Source organism: Streptomyces sp. NPDC045021, assembly GCF_056432645.1.
In genome coordinates this window covers 43999-65234 of sequence record NZ_JBWKIQ010000005.1, presented here as the reverse complement: position 1 = coordinate 65234, position 21236 = coordinate 43999, and the positions used below count along the sequence as shown (strand labels likewise).

Here is a 21236-nt window from a genome sequence, read left to right as displayed (position 1 = left end):
GGCCCCGGCATGAGCCCGGGGCCGGGCACGGGCCCGGCCGCCGCGTCCCACACGGGGACACGGCGGCCGGGCCGTCGCAGGAGGTCAGGCCGCGACGACGGCGGGGACCCTTCGGGCCACCGGGCGCCTGCGCGGCGCAGGTGCGGGAGCCTCGACGTGCAGGCTGAACCAGACCACCTTGCCGCCGTCCGGTACCGGATCGGCTCCCCAACTGTCGCTGAGCGCCGCCACCATGGCGAGCCCGCGGCCGCCGGTGGCGAGCGGCTCGGGGGAGCTGACCTGGGGCAGCTGGGGATCGCTGTCCAGAACGGATACGGTCAGCCGGCCCGAGACGAGGGTCAGTTGGACCGAACAGTGCTTGTCGGCCCCGGCGTGCCGGTAGACGTTCGCCAGCAGTTCGGTGATTCCCAGCAGGGCGGTGTCGAGCAGCGGGTCGAGATGCCAGTAACGCAGCTGCGCTGCAACGATTCGGCGTATCTGCTGGATGCGGGACGGCAGTGCTTCGAGTTCCAGCGTGCACTGTCGGTCGGCTTGCATGATCACGGCTGCGACTCCCTCCGCGGCGAGGGCCGGCCGCCGTGTGGAAGCCGTGTCCTGAACCGCTCGGAATGAGAACACCTGAGCGAAAATGCGTAGAGTGACTGCTGCAGTACTCCGTGATGTGACTTCAGGGTCACCCCCCGTGGCGGGATCCGCAACCCGCATGGTGATGTGCACCGCCCGAAGGGGTCTGCGAACCGCTGTCCGTCGGCCAGAACTCCGCCCCCCGCCGACCCCGGTCCCGGCCCGGTCCGCCCCGCCGGGAGACGGCGCGACAGGGAGCATTTGATCGAGTTCCGCACTGATCGGATGCTTATGATCGGAAATGGCCCGGCGTGCCGCCGGGGGACCGGCACGAGCGGAGGCTGGCGCGGTGGGCACGATCGAGCAGGCGGGGAACAGCGGCTGTGCGCGCACGGTGGACGTGGACCGTACGGACCAGGGGTACCGGGAGTGGCTCAAGGAAGCGGTCCGCAAGGTCCAGGCGGACTCCAACCGTTCGGCCGACACCCATCTGCTGCGCTTTCCACTGCCCCTGCAGTGGGGCATCGACCTGTATCTGAAGGACGAGTCGACGCACCCGACGGGCTCCCTGAAGCACCGGCTGGCCCGTTCCCTCTTTCTGTACGGACTCTGCAATGGCTGGATCCGACCGGGCAAACCGGTGATCGAGGCGTCCAGCGGCTCGACGGCGGTCTCCGAGGCGTACTTCGCGACCCTCATCGGAGTCCCGTTCATCGCGGTGATCCCGCGTACGACGAGCCACGAGAAGCAGCGGCTCATCGAATTCCACGGCGGGCAGTGCCATTTGGTGGACGACCCGCGCACCGTGTACGACGTGTCCGCCCGGCTCGCCGCCGACTCCGGCGGGCACTACATGGACCAGTTCACCTACGCCGAACGGGCCACCGACTGGCGCGGCAACAACAACATCGCCGAGTCGATGTTCGAGCAGCTGAAGCTGGAGCGGTATCCCGAGCCGGCCTGGATCGTGGCCACCGCGGGCACCGGCGGCACCTCCGCCACCATCGCCCGCTACGTCCACTACACCCAGCGCGACACCCGGCTGTGCGTCGCCGACCCGGAGAACTCCTGCTTCTTCGACGGCTGGGTCACCGGCGACCAGGGCGTGACCAGCGACGTCGGCTCCCGCATCGAGGGCATCGGACGGCCGCGCATGGAGCCGAGCTTCGTGCCGGGCGCCATCGACCGGATGATGAAGGTGCCGGACGCCGCGTCGGTGGCGGCGGTGCGGGCGCTGGACGGCGCGATCGGCCGCAAGGCCGGCGGCTCGACGGGGACCGGACTGTGGAGCTCCTTCAAGATCATCGCGGAGATGGTGGCCGCAGGGGAGACCGGCAGCGTCGTCACCCTGATCTGCGACCCCGGCGACCGCTACCTCGACAAGTACTACTCCGACGACTGGGTCGCCCAGCAGCACCTGGACATTGCTCCCTACGCGTCCGCCATCGACCACTTCCTCGCCACAGGCGCCTGGCCGCGCTGAGCCGCGCACGGCGCACGAGCGCGCCAGGGCCGGCGGTTCAGCCGACCATCGCGTCGTCCGGGGAGCCGCCGGCGATCGCCGCCAGGGTGCCGAGCGCCGCGGAGAGCGTGCCGGGCGGCGGTGAGGCGAGCGCGACCCGTACCGCGTTCGGCGCGCTGTGCGCACCCACGGCGAACGCGGCGGCCGGGGTGACCGCGATGCCGCGACGGGCCGCGGCGGCGACGAACGTCTCGGCGCGCCATGGCTCGGGCAGCTCCCACCAGACGAAGTAGCAGGACGGGTCGGTGCGGACGGAGAAGCCCGCGAGCCGCCGGCCCGCGATCTCCTGGCGCAGCGTCACGTCCTCGCGCTTGGCGCGCCCGACGGCCGCCACCGTCCCGTCCGTCATCCAGCCGGTCGCCGCGTCGAGGGCGAAGCCGGCCGCCGTCCAGGCGCCGGAGCGCAGCGAGGTCGCGATCCGGTCGGTGAGCTCCGGCGGTGTCACGGCGAAACCGACGGTGAGCCCCGGGGCGAGCCGCTTGGACAGGCTGTCGACGACCACCGTGTGCTCCGGCGCCCAGGCGGCCAGCGGGGCCGGCCCCGGACGGAGGAAGGCCCAGATGGTGTCCTCCACCGCGTGCACCCCGGTGCGGCGCAACACATCGGCGAGTTCGGCGCGGCGCCGCTCCGGCATCGTCGTCGCCAGCGGGTTGTGCAGCGTCGGCTGGAGGTAGACGGCGGCCAGCGGGGCGCTGCGGTGGGCGGCCAGCAGGGCGTCGGGCAGCAGCCCGTCCTCGTCCTGGGCGAGCGGGACGAGTGTGACGCCGAGCCGGGCGGCGATGGCCTTCACCACCGGGTAGGTGAGCGCCTCGACGCCGAGCCGGCCACCGGTGGGCACCAGCGCGGCGACGGCGGCGGCGATCGCCTGCCGGCCGTTGCCCGCGAAGAGCACCCGCGCCGGATCCGGTGCCCAGCCGGCCCCGGCGAGCAGTGCGGCGGCCGCCTCGCGCGCCGGGGGAGTGCCGGCCGGGCCCACCGGCCGCAGGGCGTCCGCCAGCACATCGGGTCGCAGCAGCCGGCCCAGCCCCTCGCCCAGCAGGGCGGTCTGCCCCTCCACCACCGGGTAGTTCAGCTCCAGGTCGACCCGCGCGGCGGCCGGCTCGGCGAGCGCGGGCCCCGGCGTCCGCGGGGCGGCTCGGACGAACGTGCCGCGCCCGACCTCGCCGACGACCAGACCGCGCCGGGCCAGCTCGCGGTAGACCCGGCTCGCCGTGGAGTTCGCGATGCCGTGCCGGCGGGCGAACGCGCGTTGCGTGGCGAGCCGGTCGCCCGGCCGCAGCCGGCCGGCAGCGATGTCCGCGGCGACCGCGTCGGCGACCGCCCGGTAGTCCTCCATCACGCACTCCGTCCACTCCGCCATTGCACCGAGATCAATATAAACATTGCACTCACCATTTCCCAGCCCTAGCATCGGATCGGGGGTCGGGCACGGAACCTCACGGCGCACCGGCCGCATCGGACAGCGTGGGCCGGACCAAGAAGAAGGCACAGGTGGGGAGCGCAATGGCGGCGGCAACGGCACAGGTCAACGGCATCACCGTCGGATACGAGGACGCGGGCGAGGGCGACCCGCTCGTCCTCGTCCACGGCCACCCCTTCGACCGCTCGATGTGGGCACCACAGGTCGGTGCATTCGCCGCCGGCGGTTGGCGGGTCGTCGCCCCGGACCTGCGCGGCTACGGCGCGACCACCGTCGTCCCCGGCACGACCCCGCTGGAGACCTTCGCCCGCGACATCGCGGCCCTGCTCGACCACCTCGGCCTGGACCGGGTCGTCATCGGCGGTCTGTCGATGGGCGGCCAGATCGTCATGGAGTTCTGCCGACTCTTCCCCGACCGGGTCCGCGGCCTGCTGCTCGCCGACACCTTCCCGGCGGCCGAGACCGAGGACGGCAAGCGCGTACGGCGTGACATGGCCGAACGGCTGGTGCGCGAGGGGCTGAAGGGGTACACCGACGAGGTGCTGTCCAAGATGGTCGCGCCGTACAACATCGAGGCGCTGCCCGCCGTCGCCGACCACGTGCGCGGCATGATGTACGGCGCTCCGCCCGAGGGCGCGGCGGCGGCCCTGCGCGGGCGCGCCGAACGTCCCGGCTACGAGGAGCTGCTGGGCCGGATCGCCGTGCCCGCCCTCGTCGTGGTCGGCCGGGACGACGAGTACACCCCGGTCTCCGACGCGGAAGCCATGCACCGGCGGATCGCCGGATCCGAGCTGGTCGTCATCGAGGGCGCCGCCCATCTGCCGAACCTCGAACGTCCGGACGGATTCAACGCGGCGCTGGACCGCTTCCTGACCCGATGCCGCCCCAATTCTGACGCGACACCGACCCGATCCTGACCCGATCCTGACCTGACGCCGACCCGAGTTATGACGAAAGCCTGACGTCAGGGCTCCGCCCCTGGCCAGCGGCTTCCACACGTGCTCGAATCGACCTATGGAAGAGCCCCGCGTGGACGATGCCCCCGACGACCCGGGGGAAGAGAACGAACGGCGTGGTGCGCCGGTCGGTCGGCGCCTCGTGCTGGGAATGCTGGGCCTGGGCGCCGCGGGGGTCGCGCTGGGCAGCTCCGTGCAGGACCGGATCGACGCGGTGCTCGCCGAGGTGAGCGCCAAGGACCCCACCGGGGTGACGGGACTGCTGCCCGGCGGCGGAGGCTTCCGGTACTACTCGGTCACCTCGTCCGTGCCCAAGCGCAATGCGGAGAACTACCGGCTCACCGTCGGCGGCCTCGTCGACCGCCCCATGACGTACCGGCTCGCCGACCTGGAGGCCATGCCGCAGCAGCGGCTGGTGCACGACGTGCAGTGTGTGACCGGCTGGCGGGTGCCGAAGACCGCGTTCGGCGGGGTGCGGCTCTCCGCGCTCCTGGCCGCCTCGGGGGTACGGCCGGAGGCGACCGCCGTCCGGTTCGACTGCTTCGACGGCAAGTACACCGAGAGCCTCACGCTGCAGCAGGCCCGCCGCGACGACGTCCTGGTGGCCCTGTCGATGCAGGACAAGCCGGTCACCCACGCCCACGGCGGCCCGGTCCGGCTCTACGCGGCGCCCATGTACTTCTACAAGTCCGCGAAGTGGCTGTCGGGGATCACCCTCACCAAGAGCGTCGAGCCCGGCTACTGGGAGAAGCTCGGCTACGACGTCGACGCCTGGGTCGGAAAGTCGAACGGACGGTCCGATGACCCCACTTCCTGACGGCATGACCGCACCGGCGGCCCGGCCCGCGCCGGCGCGGCGGGTGCGCCGCTTCAGCCGCGCCGAACGCTGGGTGCACCGCGTCACCGCCTGGCTGATGGGCATCTGCGTCTTCACCGCCGCCTGCCTCTACCTGCCCCCGCTGGCCGAACTCGTCGGCAGGCGGCGGCTGGTGGTGACCGTCCACGAATGGTCCGGCCTGGTGCTCCCGGCGCCGCTGCTCGCCGGGCTGTTCTTCCGCGCGCTCCGTGCCGACCTGAGCAGGCTCAACCGCTTCGGCCGGCACGACTGGCACTGGCTGCGCACCGTACTGCGCAAGCGCAGCAAGGAGGGAGTGCCCGCAGGCAAGTTCAACGCGGGCCAGAAGCTCTACGCGGCCTTCATCGCGGGGGCGGTGCTGGTGATGATCGGCACCGGGCTGCTGATGTGGTTCACCCACCTCGCCCCGGTGGTCTGGAGGACCGGTGCCACCTTCGTCCACGACTGGCTGGCGCTGCTGCTCGCCGCCGGCATCACCGGGCACGTCTGGATGGCCACCAAGGATCCGGAGGCGCGGCTGGGCATGCGGACCGGGAGCGTGGCCCCGTGGTGGGCGCGGCGCGAGCACTCGCTGTGGAAGCCGGACGACAAGGACTGACAAGGCCTGACGGGCTTACACGCTTAGGGGCGGTGCGGAGGCCCGGCCTCCGTTCCGATCTGTTACGGGCCGGTCACCTGGAGTCCGCCGATGGGACATCCGCCTTTCCGGGCACGCGCCTAGCGTCACGATATGACGACCTCTCAGGCGCCGCCGGTCCTGCGGGTGTCCGCGACCGAAGTGCCGCGGGCCGCGCCGGCCGCAGGACCGGCCGCGCCGCCCGACCCGCCGCGGTCGCGCGCCCGGCGCCTCCCGGCACGGCGTCCGCAGCGCCCGCGCACCGGTCCCGTACGGCTCATCGTGTCGGCCGCGATCGCGCTGGCCTCCCTCGTCGCGCTCTGCGCGGCCGCCGTTCTCGGCGCGGTCGACGTCCGGGGCGATGTCTCCGACCTGGGCACGGCCGTCTCCCAACGGGCGGCCGTCGCCGCCGAACTGCGGTTCGCGCTCGCCGACCTCGATGCCCAGCGGGCCAACTCCCTGGTGCCGGGACACTCGGCGCTGCAGCCGGACGTGGAGGTCGGCAACCGGCTGCTCGCACTGATCACCGCCCAGCAGCGCCGTACCGAGGTCAGCGGTCTGCTGCGGCAGCTCGGCGCCGACCCCGGCCAGGGCGACCGGGTCCGCTCCCTGCTCGACGCGCTCGGCCGCTACGACGACGCGAGCGCCCGCTCCTCCTACGTGGACGAGACCCAGCCCAACCGCCCGGCGGGAAACCCGCCGCACGCCGCCGTCGCCCTGTCCTCCGAGGCCGCCGATGTGCTGCGCAACGAGCTGCTGCCCGTCGCGACGGAGCTGTCGGAGACGTACGCCCAGCAGGCCACGCACCTGGAGTCCGCCGCGCACGACAGCGCGTCCTGGTCGGCGGGCCTCGTCGGGGTGCTCGGCGCTCTCACTCTCGGCTTCCTGGTGTGGTGGCAGCGCGACCTCGCCCGCCGCTACCAGCGGGTTTTCAGCCCGGCGCTGGTCGCCGCCACGGTCGCCGCGGTGATCGTCACCCTGACCGGCGCGCTCTCCTTCGCCTCGGCCGCGTCCGAGGTCGACGCCGCGGGGCAGGAGGGCCTGCGGCCCTGGTCCCGGCTGGCCGAGGCCCGCGCGGTGGCCGCCGATGCCGCCGCCACGCAGAGCCGCTGGCTGGTCCATGACACCGACGCGGCCGGTTTCCAGCGCGAGCGGTTCGACGTGCTCACCCGCCGGCTCGACGTCCTCCTCGCCCCCGAGTCGTACGCCACGACCGCGGAACGCCCCGCGTACCAGGACGTCCTCACCCGCTACGGTCACTTCCGCGCCGACGACCGGAAGCTGCGCGACCTGCGCGCCGCCGGCCGGCTCGACGAGGCGGTCACGGTGCTCACCGAAGTCGGCCGCGGCCAGGTCGCCTTCGACTTCTGGGACTTCGCCACAACGCTCGACACGCTCGCGGACCACCAGCGGTCCGACTTCGACCTGCACACCGGCCGCGCCCGCTCGGCCCTCGCCGGCTGGCCGGCCGTCCCCGCCGGAGCCCTGGCCGCCGCGGCGGTCCTGGTCCTGCTGGGCGTCCGCCCGCGACTGGCCGAGTACCGCTGACGCACCGGATCCGGTTGACGCACCGGACCCGGCTCATGTGCGGCTCTACGTCCCGTCCTGGCCGCGGGGCGGCGCGGTGCTCGCGCGGGCGACAAGGCGCGGCAGGTCGTCCTGGATCTCACGGGCGGGGTTCCCGTCGAGCAGGCTGAGCAGCTGCTCGGCGGCATGGCGGCCGAAACTGCCGGTGTCGCGGACGAGCGCGGTCAGCGCGGGGTGCGCGCTGCGGCAGAGCACGGAGTCGTCCCAGGCGACGAGGGACAGGTCGCCTGGGACCGCGAGGCCGCGCTCGTTGGCGACGCCGAGACCGGCCATGGCCAGGACGTCGTTGTCGTAGACGATCGCGGTGGGCGGCCGTGCTTGGGCGAGGGCCCGGCGGGTGGCCTCGGCGCCCTCGGTGTCCGAGTAGTCGGTGCTGATGGAGTGGACGTCGGGCAGCCCGCGACGGGCGGCCTCGGCGCGCAGCGAGTGGATGCGGCGCTGGGTGTGGGCGAGGTGCGGCAGGCCGGCGATGTGCAGGATCCTGCGGTGCCCCAGTCCGTACAGGTGGTCGACGATCGAGGCCATGGCGCCGGCGTCGTCGGCCCATACGGTGGAGATGCCGGAGTGCGCGGGGGTATCCGGGCCGAGCGCGCCGATGACGACGGCGGGCAGGCCGAGTTCGTCGAGCAGCGCCGGCCGGGGGTCGTCGAGCCGCGGGTCGACGACGAGCAGTCCGTCGACCCGGCGCTCCGCCCACCAGCGGCGGTAGATCGCGCACTCCTCGCCGAGATCCTCGACGACCTGGAAGAGCAGCCCGAGGTGACGCCGCGCCAGCACCTCCTGGATGCCCGAGACGAGTTGCAGGAAGAACGATTCGACGCCGAGCGTGTGCGCCGGCCGGGCCAGTACCAGGCCGACGGTGGCGGCCCCCTCACCGGACAGCGCGCGGGCAGCGGTGCTGGGACGCCAGCCCAGCTGCTCCGCGACCCGGCGGACCCGGTCGCGGGTGACGGGGGAGACGCCCGGCCGGTCGTTGAGCGCGAAGGACACGGCGCTCTCGGAGACACCCGCGCGCTGCGCGATGTCCTTCATCGTCGGTCGGCGGGCCGGGGTGCGGCGCACGGGATCCATGGCTGGATTATGTCCTACTCCCCGGTCCGGAGTGCGGCGGGCGACTAATGCGCTTGAGCAACGGCTTGCTAAAGCGTATTAGTTTCTCCGCGACAACTGCTCTCACCTGCACATATGTGGCGTGGCGTGAATTAGTCACCGGTTGACCGTTGACGACGCTCCCGGCGCGGGTGCAGCCTTACCCCGCCCCTCCCGGCCAGTGGGCGACCCTCGCGGGCGTCGCCGACCATCCGGCGGCCCGCGGCGTCATCTCATCGTCCATCAGGTCGAACATTCCCAGGGAGCGCACCGATGACCGAGCACCGCAGCTCTGCCGACCCCTCCGTCGCCCTGCCCGCCGCGGACCGTCCGCGGCCGTCCCGGCGCCGGGTCCTGATCGCCGGGGCCGGCACCGCGGGCCTCCTCCTGGCGCCCAGCTTGCCGGCCGCCGCGGCGGCCGGAAGCGCCCGGAACCTGCAGCCCTACGCCTCCTACTGGTTCCCCGACAGCCTGCCCTCCGGGACACCGGGCGATGGCATCCAGTGGCGCAGCCTCAAGGCGTGGACGCCCGAGTCGGACCCGGATCTGGCGTTCAACACCGCGAGCGTCCCGCTCGCGGCGCGCTTCACACCCCCGCCCGCCAACACCACGGCCCGCAGCGGCCAGGCGCGGGTCTCCGGCCTGGCCGCGTTCGACCACACCGCGGGCAACCCCTCGCAGGGCTCCGCCACAGCCGACTACTACGCGCTGACGCACTGGGCGTACCTGGACGAGCTGGTGTTCTGGGGCGGCTCCTCGGGCGAGGGACTGATCCTCGCGCCCAACGCGCCCGTGGTGGACGCCGCGCACCGCAACGGGGTGCCCGTGCTGGGCACCGTCTTCCTGCCACCGGTCGCCTACGGCGGCGATCTGCGATGGACCCGCGACCTCGTCCAGCGCGGTACGGACGGGCGGTTCCCGATCGCGGACCAGCTGATCCGGGTCGCGCGGGTGTACGGCTTCGACGGCTGGTTCATCAACGCCGAGACCGGCGGCGGGGACGCCCAACTTGCCGCCGCGATGCGGGAGTTCGTCGCGTACCTGCGCGCTCACGGCCACGGCCTGCGCGTCACCTGGTACGACGCCATGACCGACACCGGAGCCGTCGACTGGCAGAACGAACTCAACCCGCGCAACCAGGAGTTCTTCACCGCGGCAGACTCCATGTTCCTCAACTTCGACTGGAGCAGCTCCGGCCTCGCCGCTTCAGGCACCCTCGCCGGTGAACTGGACCGCAGCCGCTACGCGGTGTGGGCCGGCATCGATGTGGAGTCCCGTGGCTGGGACACCCCGGTCGACTGGGACGCGATCGTCCCCGCCGACGGACCGCATGTCACCTCGTACGGCTTCTACCGCCCCGAGTGGACCTGGACGAGCCTGCCGGCGGACCGCCGCGCGCCCGGTGACTTCCACGCACGCGACGACCGGTTCTGGACCGGCCCGTCGCTCGATCCCTCGGCGCCGCAGAGCGGCACGGGGAGCTGGCGGGCCCCGGCAGAATCCGTCGCCGACCGCTCCACGCTCACCGCGCTGCCGTTCGCGACCACCTTCAACTCCGGTCACGGACTGCGCTGGTACGAGCACGGCACACCGTCCTCGGACACCGCCTGGAACCACCTCGGCCTGCAGGACCGGCTGCCCGGCCGCCGCTGGGTGGTGCACAGCACCGGAACCCGGCCGAGGGTCGCCTTCGACTTCGCCGACGCCTGGCGCGGCGGCAACAGCCTGCTGGTGGACGGCGTACTCGACGCCCCGGCCACGATCGAGCTCTACAGCGCCGACGTTCCGCTGAGCGGCGGCGCGGTCGTGGAACTGACCCATCGCACCGACCCCGGATCGGGCCCGGTCCGGGTGGAGGTGGCCGTCGCCCTGGACGAGCCCGCCATCTCCGGTCGGCCGCCGCGCTTCCGCTATCTGCCGGCCGGTTCCCTTCCGGCGGGCGGGCGCGGCTGGACCACGGCGTCCGTGCGGCTGTCCCAGCCGCACGGACGCGTCCTGCACGTCCTCGGAGTCCGGCTCACCGGATCGGGCGGCACGGCGGTCCGCTGGCGGCTCGGCGGGCTCGCGGTGCGCGACTCCGCGGCGAGGCCTCCGGCCCGGCCGGGCCTGTTGGCCGTGACGTCCTCGGCCATCGCCGCGGACGGTGCCACGGCCGCCCTGCGCATCGGCTGGCGCTGTTCGGCCGGTCCGGTCCGCCACTACGAGGTGCACCAGGTGCTGCCGGGCGGCGGCCGCCGCTTCCTCGGTGGGACACCGGGCACCGCCTACTACGTGCCGGCTCTGCGGCGTACGGCCGGCGAGGCCGTTACGCGGCTCGAAGTCCGCGCCGTCGGCGAGCTGTTCGCTTCTTCCGGGTCGTCGTCGGCTGCGTTCGCTTGGGTCTAAGGAACGCGGCCTCTGGCGGGTGGTGGGTGGGTGCGGGGGCCGGGTCCTCCGGTGGGGGCTCGAAATCGACTATTTACGAGCCTGGCGGCTCACAAATAGCTCGGCAGCATTTCGAACCCCCCACCTGCGGCCCCGGCCCCCTTGCGTCACGGCCAACCGGTTCGTTGTGTGCGACTACTTCCGCAGCAGCAGGATGACGCCCGCCACGGCCACACCCAGCGCCACGGCTGATGCGCCGTAGGCCAGTCGGTGGGAGCGGAGTATGGGGAGGTACCGGTCGGCGGCCAGGCGGCCGGGGCCGGTCAGGGCGAGTGCGGCGGCCGCCGCGGTCAGCAGCAGCTCGTACTCGACGCCCTGGGGCGCGAAGAAGCCGCCGCCCCACTTCACGGCCAGCGCGTTGACCATGGTGCCGACCACCGCGGCGCCCGCCAACGGGGTGAGCAGGCCGACCGCCAGGCCGAGCCCGCCGAAGGTCTCGCTGAGCCCCGCCACGACGGCCATCGCTTTGCCGGACGGGTAGCCGCTCATGGTGAAGAACTGGCCGGTTCCGTCGAGGCCGCCCCCGCCGAACCAGCCGAACAACTTCTGGCTGCCGTGCGCGGCCATGGTGAGACCGACGGCGAGCCGGAGGAGGAGCAGCCCGGCGTCATAGGCGTGCGGGGAGGCCGCCGCGGTCGCCGGGGCGGGCGTACCGGGGACGGGCGGGGCGAGCTGGGTGGTGGGGGACGGCATAGGGCGGTTCTCCTGGGGTGGGGGACATGACGTGGTTCAAATTCGAACCACTGGTTCGACCGTATCGGCTAATTCGAATTTGAACAACAGCGTTACGATGACCCCATGGACAACACAAGGTGGCTCGACGAGCAGGAGATGGCGGCCTGGACGGGCTTCCTGGCGGCGAGCAACCTGCTGGGCCGCCGGGTGGAACAGCAGCTGAAGGACGACGCCGACCTCTCGCATCCGCAGTACGAGATCCTCACCCGGCTCTCCGCGGCGCCTTGCGGCGAGCTGCGGATGACCGAGCTGGCCGACGCCCTGCTCACCTCCAAGAGCGGTCTGACCTACCAGGTCACACAGTTGGAGAAGAGCGGGATGGTCCGCCGTCGGTCCTTCCCCGGTGATGTGCGCGGCGTTGTCGCCTGCCTCACCGACGAGGGCTGGGCCAAGGTCCGTGAGACCGCCCCGGGACACGTCGCCCTGGTCCGCGAGCTGCTGATCGACGTCCTCACCCGCGAGCAGCTCACCGCCATCGCGGAGGGGTTGGGCGAGGTGAGCCGCCGGTTGCGCGCCACCGGCGTGCGCTGAGTCCGGTAGCGCGGCACTGACGGGAGGGGGACGGGGCTGGCGGGGTGGGGTTTCGAAATGCTGCCGAGCTATTTGAGGGCCGCCAGGCCCTAAATAGTCGATTTCGAAGCCCCGCCCCGGAGGACCCGGCCCCCGCACCCCCGACCTACCCCGCCCCCGCAAGCCGCCGGTCAAGCGCCAGCACCGCGCCGCGGAACGCCCGCCCCAGCCCAGGCCGCAACACCCGCATCACAACGCGCAGTGGCGCCGGGCCGTCCATCGCGAAGGTCCACTGGACCAGGCTGCCGGGCCCGACCGGCTCCACCCGCCACTCCTCCAACAGGGCCCGCAGCCCTGGGGCGTTGCACGTGTCCGCCCGATAGACGTAGCGCTTCGGCGCCTCGTCCACCAGTACCGTCTCCTCGAAGCGGACACCGCCGGCGAGTGCGACGTCGCGGCCCGCTTCGGTCGGGCGCGCGGACTTGACGGCGCGGAACCAGGCCGGCCAGGCCGCGGTGTCCACGGCCAGCGCGCGGTACACCGCCTCGGGGGACGCGATGATGCCGAGGGTGAAGACCAGGCGTACGGGCGCGGTGTCGAGGAAGTCGAGTTCGACGCGGCGCAGGGGGCGCGGGGAGCGCGATCGGCGGGCCATGGGCGCACCTTACGTGACGAGGCGTCAGCTGTCTGCGGGGGAGTCCGTCTCACCCGCGACGACCAGATCCGACAGGTACTCGGAGATCTCCGCGCGCAGCACCTCGGGGATGCCCGCGTCCGTGACGAGAGTGTCCACGTCCTCCAGTGAGGCGAAGGAACTGAGCCCCACCGTCCCCCACTTGGTGTGGTCGGCGATCACCACGACCCGGCGCGCCGAGCGCACGAACTGTCGGTTGGTCTCCGCCTCCGCCAGGTTCGGGGTCGACAGGCCGGCCTCGACCGAGATCCCGTGCACGCCCAGGAAGAGCATGTCGAAGTGGAGCGAGCTGATCGCCCGGTCCGCGACCGGTCCCACCAGGGAGTCCGACGGGGTCCGCACGCCACCGGTGAGCACCACCGTCGCGGCGCCGTCCCGGCTCTGCGCCCCCGGCCGCCGCTGCGCGGTGTGAAAGACATCGGCGACCCGCACCGAGTTGGTCACCACGGTCAGGTCCGGTACGTCCAGCAGCCGGTGGGCCAGTGAGTACGTCGTCGTGCCGCCCGACAGGGCGATCGCGCTGCCCGGCGTCACCAGCTTGGCGGCGGCCCGCGCGATGGCCTCCTTCGCGCCGAGCTCCAGACCCGACTTGGCCTCGAAGCCCGGCTCGTGGCTGCTCGCCTCGACCACCGGTACCGCGCCGCCGTGCACCTTCTCCACGACACCCTGCCGGGCCAGCGCGTCCAGATCCCGGCGGACCGTCATGTCCGAGACGTTGAGCTTGCGGGTGAGCTCGTTGACCCGTACGCCGCCGCGCCGCCTGACCTCGTCAAGAATCAGGGCACGTCGCTGCTCGGCGAGGAGATTCTGGTTGTCGCTCACCCGTGGCCCCGTCTCTCATCTCATACGTCGCGTCGAACGCCATCGAACCACGGTCATCCTTCCATGCGGGAGGCCTCAGGGCGTGCGGGGGGTGATCGAGCCCCCACCGCGCGTCCTTGTCACCATTTCGGGGCACATTCCGCACGAGGGCTGTGCTCCTCCGTCGGGACGTCGATCCTGGGAGGGCACAACAGGACGGGGGACATGTGAGCCGGCACCCTGGACCCGGGCCCGCGGACGCGCGGGCACCGGCACTCGAACTGCTCGTTCACGGCGTCGGCGGCGCCACGCCCGAGGGGATGCTCGGGGATCCGCGCACCGTGCGGGTGGCGGGCGACGACACGGCCGGGCTCTACCGCCGCACCGTGGACGCCGACGCCGAACTCCACCCCGGCGCCGACCGGGACGCGCCGGTGCCCGAGGCGTACACCTGGTGCAATCTGACGTCGGGGAACGGCAGCCGTGCCATGTGGCTGCTCCTGCTCCCGTTCATGGTCGCCAACCTCGCCCACTGGATGCGCCCGCCGACCGGCCGGGGCGGTCAGAACCGCGCCTACGACGTGCTCGTGCGGCTCATCGCGCTCACTTTGACGCTGCTGCTGGTCGCCGCGGTCTGCGAGGTCTCCATGGACCTGGTCGGCTGGCAGTGCGCCGGCAGTGCCTCCTGCGCGCGCGGCAAGTACTGGCTCGGCTTCGCCGCCGCGTACCAGGGCGGCTGGTGGTCGGAGCCCGGCCGCCGCCTCGCGCTGGCGGCCCTGGTGCCCGGTGCGCTCACCGCTCTGCTCTGGTGGCTCTCGCACCGGACCTGGTACGCGTACGAGTCCCAGCGCCCGGCCACCGACAACCGCGCCAGGGCGGGTGTGCCCGCGCTGGCGCTGCCCGGGTTCTGGTACGGCCGCCGCCTGGTCGCCCGGCTCCGCTCCGCGCACACCGCCGCCGGAGCGCTCACCGCCGCGACGGCGCTGCTGGTGCCCGCGCTGCGTTACGACCAGGACCGCGGGCGCGGCGCGCTCGGCGCCGCCGGCTGGGCCCTCGGCGGCCTGATCGCCGTGCTCGCCGCGGCCGCCGTCACCGAGACCTGCCGGGCCGGCCGCAGCGAGACGGCACCGGACGAGGCCACGGACCACCACACCGCCGGTCTGCTGCTGGGCGGCGGCCCGGTCGTGCTGGCCGCCGTCGCGGTCTACGCCGGCTGGCACCGCCCGGGCTGGGTCTCCACCGGCCGGCTCCCGGCCGATGTCACCTTCACCGCGCTCGCCCTTGTCCAGGGCGCTCTGGTAGCCGCCCTGGCGGTGACGGCCGCCCTCATGCACCACACGGCCCACCGTCCGCCGGCCGTCCCCGAGATCCCGCGGCAGGACGCGGAGCCCGCCACGCAGGCGCCGCTCTTCGGCGGCCACGCGGGGAAGGCGGTGCTGCACGGCCTCGGCGGGCCCACCGTGGCGCTGCTCGCGTGCGCGCTGGGCGGCGTTCTGACGGGTGGTGTGGCGCAGCGGATAGCGGACTGGCTGGACCGGGGCGCGACGCCGGGGGAGGAGGGCGGTCCGCTGTGGGGGCCGCCGGCGCTGCTGACGTGGCAGGCGTCGATCATTCCGATCCTGCTGGTCGTGCTGGTGGGCGTGGCGGCCGTCGGGGCATGGCGGCTGTGGCGGGAGCGGCTGGCCGTCGGAGCGGAGATGGCCGGGCTGTATCCGGGGGAGACCAAGCAGCCGGCCAGGACCCGGCAGATCGCCGGGGCGATCGCGCGGGCCGGGCTGACCGACTCCGTCGCGCTGCTGGTCGCGGTGGTCTGCGCGGTCGCGTTCCTGCTCGGCGCGGGCGCGGTCGTCGGGGCGTGGACCGGTGGGGCCGGGCCCGGCGAGGCGGCGAAGGGCACTCCGGGGCCGTTGCCGGACGTGGCGCGGGCCGCCCAGTCGCTGGGCTCGTGGCTCGTCGGCGCGGGCGTCGTCGCCCTGCTGGCGCTCGGGCGCCGCGCCTACCGGGACGCCTCCGCGCGCCGCACCATCGGCATCCTGTGGGACGTGGGCACGTTCTGGCCGCGCGCCGCGCACCCGTTCGCGCCGCCGTGTTACGCCGAGCGGGCCGTGCCCGACCTGACCTGGCGGATGGCCACCTGGACCGCCCGCACCGGCGGCCGGATCATCCTGTCCGGCCACTCGCAGGGCAGCGTGCTGGCGGCGGCCGCCGTCTGGCAGCTGGACCCGGCGACCCGGCGCCGCGTCGCGCTGCTCACCTACGGCTGCCCGCTGGAACGGCTCTACGGCCGGTGGTTCCCCGCGTACTTCGGCCCGGACCAACTGTGTTCGCTGCACCGGGAGTTGAGCGAGTGGCGCAACCTGTGGCGGCGGACGGATCCGATCGGCGGCCCGGTGCGGGTCGGGGAGGGCACGGCGGTGGACCGCGGGCCGCTCAAGGACCCGGTCGCGTACGGCCGTACGCCGCAGCATCCGCTGCCGGAACCGGTGCTGGGCCACTCCGGCTTCCAGGCGGATCCGGCCTTCGCGGCCGAACGGGCCGCGCTGCTGCGCCGGTTACTGGCGGCGGAACTCCCGGAGCCGCCCGCCCCGCCCGCGCCTGCCCCGTCCGGCCTTCCCGCTCAGGGCAGTTCCGGCAGGTCCTCCGGGTAGAGCAGCTGCAGCTCGTCATGGCTCGGCTCGGTGACGTGCGCGAGGCGTCCCGCGTGCCGCTCCACCATCGCCTCGAACGTCTGCCGTGCGGTGCGGCCGTTGCCGAAGCCCGGCCCCCGGGGAAGCGCGTTGAAGTACTTGAGGATCGCGTCGCCCGCGTCGTCGCCGAGCTGGTACTCGTGCTCGACCGCCTGCGCCTCCACGATCCGCAGCAGCTCCTCGGCCGTGTAGTCGCCGAAGGTGATGGTGCGGGAGAAACGGGACGCCACACCGGGGTTGGAGGCCAGGAAGCGCTCCATCTCGGCGGTGTACCCGGCAACGATGACCACCACGGCGTCGCGGTGGTCCTCCATGAGCTTGACCAGGGTGTCGATCGCCTCGCGGCCGAAGTCCCGCCCGGAGTCCTCCGGCGACAGCGCGTACGCCTCGTCGATGAACAGCACACCGCCGCGCGCCCGGTCGAAGGCCTCCTGGGTGCGGATGGCGGTCGAACCGATGTGTTCGCCGACCAGGTCCACCCGGGCCACCTCGACCAGGTGGCCGCGCTGCAGCACGCCCAGCGCGGCCAGGATCTCGCCGTACAGCCGTGCCACCGTGGTCTTGCCGGTGCCGGGGGAGCCGGTGAAGACCAGGTGCCTGCGGAGCGACGGCGCCTTGAGGCCGGCCTCCTGGCGGCGGCGGCCGACGGCGATCAGGTCGATGAGGGTGCGCACCTCGCGTTTGACGCTGTCCAGGCCCACGAGCGCGTCGAGTTCGCCCAGTACGTCGTCCGAGGCGCGGATCTCGGGCTCCGCCTGCGCCGGCTCGGCGGGACCCTGTTTGGGCACCCCGCCCAGCAGTCCGAACGACTGGACGGCGGCCACCGCGGTCACCTGCTGCCCGGTGTCGGGCGTGTGCTCGGCGGCCCTGTCGCTGGTGCAGTCCTCGGTGACCGGGCCCGGTTCCGCGAACTCGTAGCCGCCGCGCTCGCAGCGCTCGGTGCGGCAGCGGGTCAGGGTGGTGCGGCAGCCGTCGATGACATGGAAGCCGTAGCCGCGGCTGCCGGTGACCCGGCAGCCGGTGAAGGTCCCGCGGCCCTCGGCCGACACGTAGAACCCGGCCTCCGCGGGATTGGTGACGGTGCAGCGCTCCAGTACCGGGTCGGCGCCCTTGGTGACGATGACCCCGGTCGCGGTGTCGTCGATGGTGACCTGGGCGAGCGTGCCGCCGCTGCCGTGGTCGCGGAACCAGGCGCCGGTGGCGGCCTCGCGGATCCGGCAGTCGTCGAGCTGGACGGTCGCGCCGTCGCTCACCGACACCGCCGTGTTGCGCACCTGGGAGAAGTCGCTGTCCACGACATCGGCCCTCGATCCCCGGTCGAGGACGAACAGCGCGTCGGGCACGTCGTGCACCCGGCAGGACTCCAGCACCGCCGCGGCACCGTCGCTCACCCACACCGCCGGATAGTCGCCCGTACTGTCATGGATCTCGCACCGGTTGGCGTCCACCCGGGTCCCCGGGTCCCACACCGACAGGCCGTTGCGGCCGAAGCGGCGTACGGCGGAACGGGTGAGGGTGAGGACGGAGCGGGCCCGCAGGTCGATCGCGTTCTCGGGGATGTCGTGGATGTCGCAGTCGGACAGGGTCAGCACCGCGTCGGTGTCGAGGGTGATCCCGTCGCCCGTGGTGCGGTGCACCTGGCAGTCGGTGAAGTGCGCGGTGGCGCGCGAGGCGACCTGCACTCCGGTGCCCTTGATCTCGTAGACCTCGCAGCCGACGGCCTCGGCGGAGGTGCCCTCACCGGTGACGGCCAGGCCCGCGCCGTTGGCGTGGTGGATGCGGCAGCGCTCCAGCCGGGGCGAGGCGCCGCCGCGCACCGAGACGCCGGTCTGTCCCGCGCAGACCACTTCGCACTCCTCGAACAGCCCGCCGGCCGACTCCAGGACGCTGATCCCCAGCCCCGCCGGGTTGTCCACGGTGCACTGCCGGACGGTGGGACGGGCGCTGTCGCGGACCTCTATCCCGACGGCCGACCGGGTGGCGACCCGCAGTCCGGTCAGCTCCGGGGCGCACCCCTCGATGAGCAGTGCGGCCGCCGAGGTGTCCTGCCCCTCGACGGTCAGGTCCTGCACGAGCGCCGCCGCGCGCAACGTCAGCGCCACGCCGCCCGCGGGGGCGATACGCACCGAGCCCAGGCCTTCCGCGGCGCGCAGCGTGACGGCCCGGGTGACGACGAGGTTCTCGCGGTAGGTGCCCGGCGCGATCGACAGGACGTCGCCGTCACCGGCCGCTTCGAGGGCGGCGGCCAGGGTCTCGTACTCTCCCGAACGGCGGCGCCACCGCGAGCTGCTCGTGCTGGTCACCTGCACCACGCCATGTGCCATCGGGCTGCCCTGCCCCCACCTCTTGCGTAAAGCCGACCGGGGGATCCACCGTAGCGTGAGTGGGACGCCCTCCATGACGAGTCGCGGTCAGCCGCCGGCGCCCGCCCGTCCCCAATCCTGGCCGGCACGCTCCCATTCGCGTTCCCATTCGAGCAGCCGGCGGCGCATCAGCCGCCACAGCAGCAACTGCCGCATGGTCAGCAGCAAGGCGGCCGCCAGCGCCGCGCCGCCGAGCGCGGCCAGCGCCGCGTGGGCGTGGGCGGTGGCTCGGTCCAGCGGCGGGTCGACCGGCCGCCCGCCGCGATCGGTCCAGATGTGCAGCCGGCCGTCGACCTGTTCCTGGTTCTCGACGCGGACGGTGCCGCTGCGCGCCGAGCCGTCCGGCGCCGTCCAGCTCAGTACGGCGGCCCGCCGGAGCTTGCGCGCCTGCCCGGCCTCGGCGTCCGTCCCGGCCGCCGACCGGGGTGCGGAGGTGACCCGGGCGGCGGGTACCAGCGTGCGGTCCGCCAGTTGGTGGCGCACGGTGCGCTGCAGAGCGCGGTTGGCGGCCTGGCCGGTGAACCAGCCGGCCGCGGGCACGGCACAGAGCACCAGGACGACGGTGACGAGGCTGATCCACGCCTCGGCCAGATCCGACGCGCGGCGCAGCGGATTGCGCCGCCATCGCCACCAGCGCACCTTGGAGCCCATGGAGCAGCACCCCCTTCGACCGTTCGGTACCTCAAACGGCGCGACCCGCGCGCGGGGCGGCGGAGCCGTCCGTGCGGTGGTCGCAGGAGCGATGCCTCGACGCGTCACTCCAGGATGGTCAACGGGTCGCCGACCCGCAGGGTTCCGGGGTGCTCGGGGATCAGATTCTGGCCGAAGATCGTCTCGCCGTCGATCCTGTGGTGTTTGGCCAGGCTGCGCAGCGGTTCCCGGCCGCGTTCTGCCGTCTCCTGGTTCGTGGTCGGCACGACGCAGCGCGCGCAGCGCTTGGCGACGCGGAAGGTGACCTCGCCGATCCTGATGCGCCGCCAACCGTCCTCGGCCCACGCCTCGGTGCCGTCCACGACCGCGTTGGGCCGGAACCGGTTCATCGGCAGCGGCGCCTCGGACGCGTGGGCGCCCAGCGCGATGAGGGAGTTGAGGGCATCGAGCGAGGCGGTGGTGGTGATGAGCAGCGGGTAGCCGTCGGCGAACGACACGGTGTCGCCGGGGCGCGAGTGCTCGGGGTCGACAGGGCGGCAGACCGCCGGGTCGGCCATGTACATCAGGCGCGCCGGCACACCGAGACAGCTGCTGAACCAGGTGTCGGCCGCGTCGCCCGCGGCGACGGCATCGACCTTGTCGCGGAAGATCAGTACCGGCTCGGCCGCTCGCTGTTCCGGCCGGGGCACGGACAGCGGCTCCTGGCCGGGCGCGGTGAATCGCAGCGAGCCGCCCCCCGACGGCTGCGCGGTCACCAGCGCCGTCTTCGCCTGCTGCCGCTGCGTGATGACGCGCCCGTCGGCATCCACCAGCATCCACCTGCGGTCTCCGGCGAGCCCCCACGGCTCCACGTCCGCCGCTTCGGTGGCAAGGCCCCGAAGCGATTTGACCGGGTAGATGTTCAGCGCACTGAGCAGGGCGTTCGTCGACATAGCGGCATCCTGCCAGGGCCGGCCGTGACCTGCCCAGCTGTAAACCGCATCTCGATATACCGCATCTCGATCAGCCCTGGTAGTAGCCCTGGTTCCCCTGGCCCAGCGGACGCCGCTGCTGATACGGGTCCTCCGCATAGCCGTTCGGCACCTGGCGGGGCGGCACGGGGCGCTGCGGCGCCTGGCGCGCCGAGTCGTAGCCCAGACCCTGCGCGGGGGCCTGCTGCTGCGGCTGCTGCACCGGATGGCTGCCGGTGGAACCGGGGTTGTAGCCGTTGGCCCCGGTGAAGCCGTTCGCACCGTTGAAGCCGTTGTACGAGCCGCTCGCGCGCCCCCCGCCGGCCTGCTGCGGGATGTACGGCGCGGGAGTGTGCTGCACCGGCGCGGGCTGCGGCTGGTAACCCGTCGAGGGGTAGCCGTTGTACCCGCCCTGGGCGGCCGGGTACTGGGCGTACTGGGACGAGCCCGACGGCAGGGCGGGGAGGGCGGCCGGCAGGGCCGGGAGGTTCCTGCCGGTCTCGTACGACGGATACGCGTACTCCGCCGGAATCCTGATCGGGGCGATCTGGGGGGTGCCACGCTCAGCGACGAGGCTGTCGTAGATCGGCGTGTCCGGGAAGGACGGCGCTGCGTAGTAGCCGCCACCATAGGTGCCGCGGGGGGAGCTCATGGCACTTAAGTTAAGCCCACGATGTGCTGGTTGGGGAGACCGATTAGAGGGTTGTTTTGTGTGCTGTGAGTGACGGTGGATCCCCAATATGAGCGAATCAACGAAAAACGGTCATCATTGAGCGTTGAGATCGCGTAAAAGCCATGTCCGCGGGGCGTT

General features: G+C 73.0%; 18 protein-coding genes. 8 read left to right on the top strand and 10 right to left on the bottom strand.

Annotated features, from left to right (window positions below):
• Window positions 1-84 precede the first annotated feature (84 nt).
• Window positions 85-537 (bottom strand): ATP-binding protein, encoded by a 453-nt coding sequence (locus AC07DC_RS17000; RefSeq protein ID WP_478915594.1) that lies wholly within the window; start codon window positions 535-537, stop codon window positions 85-87.
• Window positions 538-913: 376 nt separating this feature from the next.
• Between AC07DC_RS17000 and AC07DC_RS16995 the strand changes: the two genes are divergently transcribed.
• A complete protein-coding gene (locus tag AC07DC_RS16995) occupies window positions 914-2047 on the top strand; it encodes a PLP-dependent cysteine synthase family protein (RefSeq protein ID WP_478915204.1) in 1134 nt (377 codons plus the stop codon).
• A 37-nt stretch (window positions 2048-2084) separates the two neighbouring features.
• Here the strand turns inward: AC07DC_RS16995 and AC07DC_RS16990 are convergent, their stop codons facing one another.
• Window positions 2085-3422 carry an aminotransferase-like domain-containing protein gene (locus AC07DC_RS16990; RefSeq protein WP_478915593.1) on the bottom strand — a complete coding sequence of 446 codons (1338 nt, stop codon included), beginning with the start codon at window positions 3420-3422 and terminating at the stop codon, window positions 2085-2087.
• Between the two features lie 167 nt (window positions 3423-3589).
• Between AC07DC_RS16990 and AC07DC_RS16985 the strand changes: the two genes are divergently transcribed.
• From AC07DC_RS16985 to AC07DC_RS16970, 4 genes are all read left to right on the top strand, one after another.
• Window positions 3590-4423: an alpha/beta fold hydrolase gene (locus AC07DC_RS16985; RefSeq protein ID WP_478915203.1), complete on the top strand. Its 834-nt coding sequence runs from the start codon at window positions 3590-3592 to the stop codon at window positions 4421-4423.
• 97 nt (window positions 4424-4520) lie between these two features.
• Window positions 4521-5279, top strand: a complete 759-nt coding sequence (locus AC07DC_RS16980) for a molybdopterin-dependent oxidoreductase (RefSeq protein WP_478915202.1) — start codon at window positions 4521-4523, stop codon at window positions 5277-5279.
• Window positions 5263-5916, top strand: a complete 654-nt coding sequence (locus tag AC07DC_RS16975; RefSeq protein ID WP_478915201.1) for a cytochrome b/b6 domain-containing protein — start codon at window positions 5263-5265, stop codon at window positions 5914-5916. Before AC07DC_RS16980 ends, AC07DC_RS16975 begins: the two co-directional genes overlap by 17 nt.
• Before the next feature lie 132 nt (window positions 5917-6048).
• Window positions 6049-7482, top strand: a complete 1434-nt coding sequence (locus tag AC07DC_RS16970; protein ID WP_478915200.1) for a hypothetical protein — start codon at window positions 6049-6051, stop codon at window positions 7480-7482.
• 45 nt (window positions 7483-7527) lie between these two features.
• On the opposite strand, the gene AC07DC_RS16965 is transcribed toward AC07DC_RS16970, so the two are convergent.
• Window positions 7528-8592: a LacI family DNA-binding transcriptional regulator gene (locus tag AC07DC_RS16965; protein WP_478915199.1), complete on the bottom strand. Its 1065-nt coding sequence runs from the start codon at window positions 8590-8592 to the stop codon at window positions 7528-7530.
• 291 nt (window positions 8593-8883) lie between these two features.
• On the opposite strand from AC07DC_RS16965, the gene AC07DC_RS16960 reads away from it, so the two are divergent.
• Window positions 8884-10995: an endo-beta-N-acetylglucosaminidase gene (locus AC07DC_RS16960; protein ID WP_478915198.1), complete on the top strand. Its 2112-nt coding sequence runs from the start codon at window positions 8884-8886 to the stop codon at window positions 10993-10995.
• Between the two features lie 174 nt (window positions 10996-11169).
• Here AC07DC_RS16960 and AC07DC_RS16955 read toward each other — a convergent pair whose 3' ends face one another.
• Window positions 11170-11727: a DoxX family membrane protein gene (locus tag AC07DC_RS16955; RefSeq protein ID WP_478915197.1), complete on the bottom strand. Its 558-nt coding sequence runs from the start codon at window positions 11725-11727 to the stop codon at window positions 11170-11172.
• Between the two features lie 105 nt (window positions 11728-11832).
• Here AC07DC_RS16955 and AC07DC_RS16950 point away from each other — a divergent pair, with 105 nt between their 5' ends.
• Window positions 11833-12300, top strand: coding sequence for a MarR family winged helix-turn-helix transcriptional regulator (locus tag AC07DC_RS16950; protein ID WP_478915196.1), 468 nt, complete (start codon window positions 11833-11835; stop codon window positions 12298-12300).
• Between the two features lie 145 nt (window positions 12301-12445).
• Here the strand turns inward: AC07DC_RS16950 and AC07DC_RS16945 are convergent, their stop codons facing one another.
• Both AC07DC_RS16945 and AC07DC_RS16940 read right to left on the bottom strand, forming a co-directional pair.
• On the bottom strand, window positions 12446-12934 hold the full coding sequence (locus AC07DC_RS16945; RefSeq protein WP_478915195.1) for an SRPBCC family protein: 489 nt from the start codon (window positions 12932-12934) through the stop codon (window positions 12446-12448).
• 24 nt (window positions 12935-12958) lie between these two features.
• Window positions 12959-13795: a DeoR/GlpR family DNA-binding transcription regulator gene (locus AC07DC_RS16940; protein ID WP_478915194.1), complete on the bottom strand. Its 837-nt coding sequence runs from the start codon at window positions 13793-13795 to the stop codon at window positions 12959-12961.
• A gap of 206 nt (window positions 13796-14001) precedes the next feature.
• Here AC07DC_RS16940 and AC07DC_RS16935 point away from each other — a divergent pair, with 206 nt between their 5' ends.
• Complete coding sequence (locus AC07DC_RS16935) at window positions 14002-16422, top strand: hypothetical protein (RefSeq protein WP_478915192.1); 2421 nt, start codon at window positions 14002-14004, stop codon at window positions 16420-16422.
• Here AC07DC_RS16935 and AC07DC_RS16930 read toward each other — a convergent pair.
• The 4 genes from AC07DC_RS16930 to AC07DC_RS16915 form a co-directional block, all read right to left on the bottom strand.
• Window positions 16392-18785, bottom strand: a complete 2394-nt coding sequence (locus tag AC07DC_RS16930; RefSeq protein WP_478915191.1) for a right-handed parallel beta-helix repeat-containing protein — start codon at window positions 18783-18785, stop codon at window positions 16392-16394. The two genes, AC07DC_RS16935 and AC07DC_RS16930, sit on opposite strands and share 31 nt — an antisense overlap.
• Before the next feature lie 87 nt (window positions 18786-18872).
• Window positions 18873-19475, bottom strand: coding sequence for an Rv1733c family protein (locus tag AC07DC_RS16925; RefSeq protein ID WP_478915190.1), 603 nt, complete (start codon window positions 19473-19475; stop codon window positions 18873-18875).
• Window positions 19476-19579: 104 nt separating this feature from the next.
• Window positions 19580-20407, bottom strand: a complete 828-nt coding sequence (locus tag AC07DC_RS16920; protein ID WP_478915189.1) for an MOSC domain-containing protein — start codon at window positions 20405-20407, stop codon at window positions 19580-19582.
• Between the two features lie 70 nt (window positions 20408-20477).
• Window positions 20478-21077, bottom strand: coding sequence for a DUF6643 family protein (locus tag AC07DC_RS16915; protein ID WP_478915188.1), 600 nt, complete (start codon window positions 21075-21077; stop codon window positions 20478-20480).
• Between the last annotated feature and the right edge of the window lie 159 nt (window positions 21078-21236).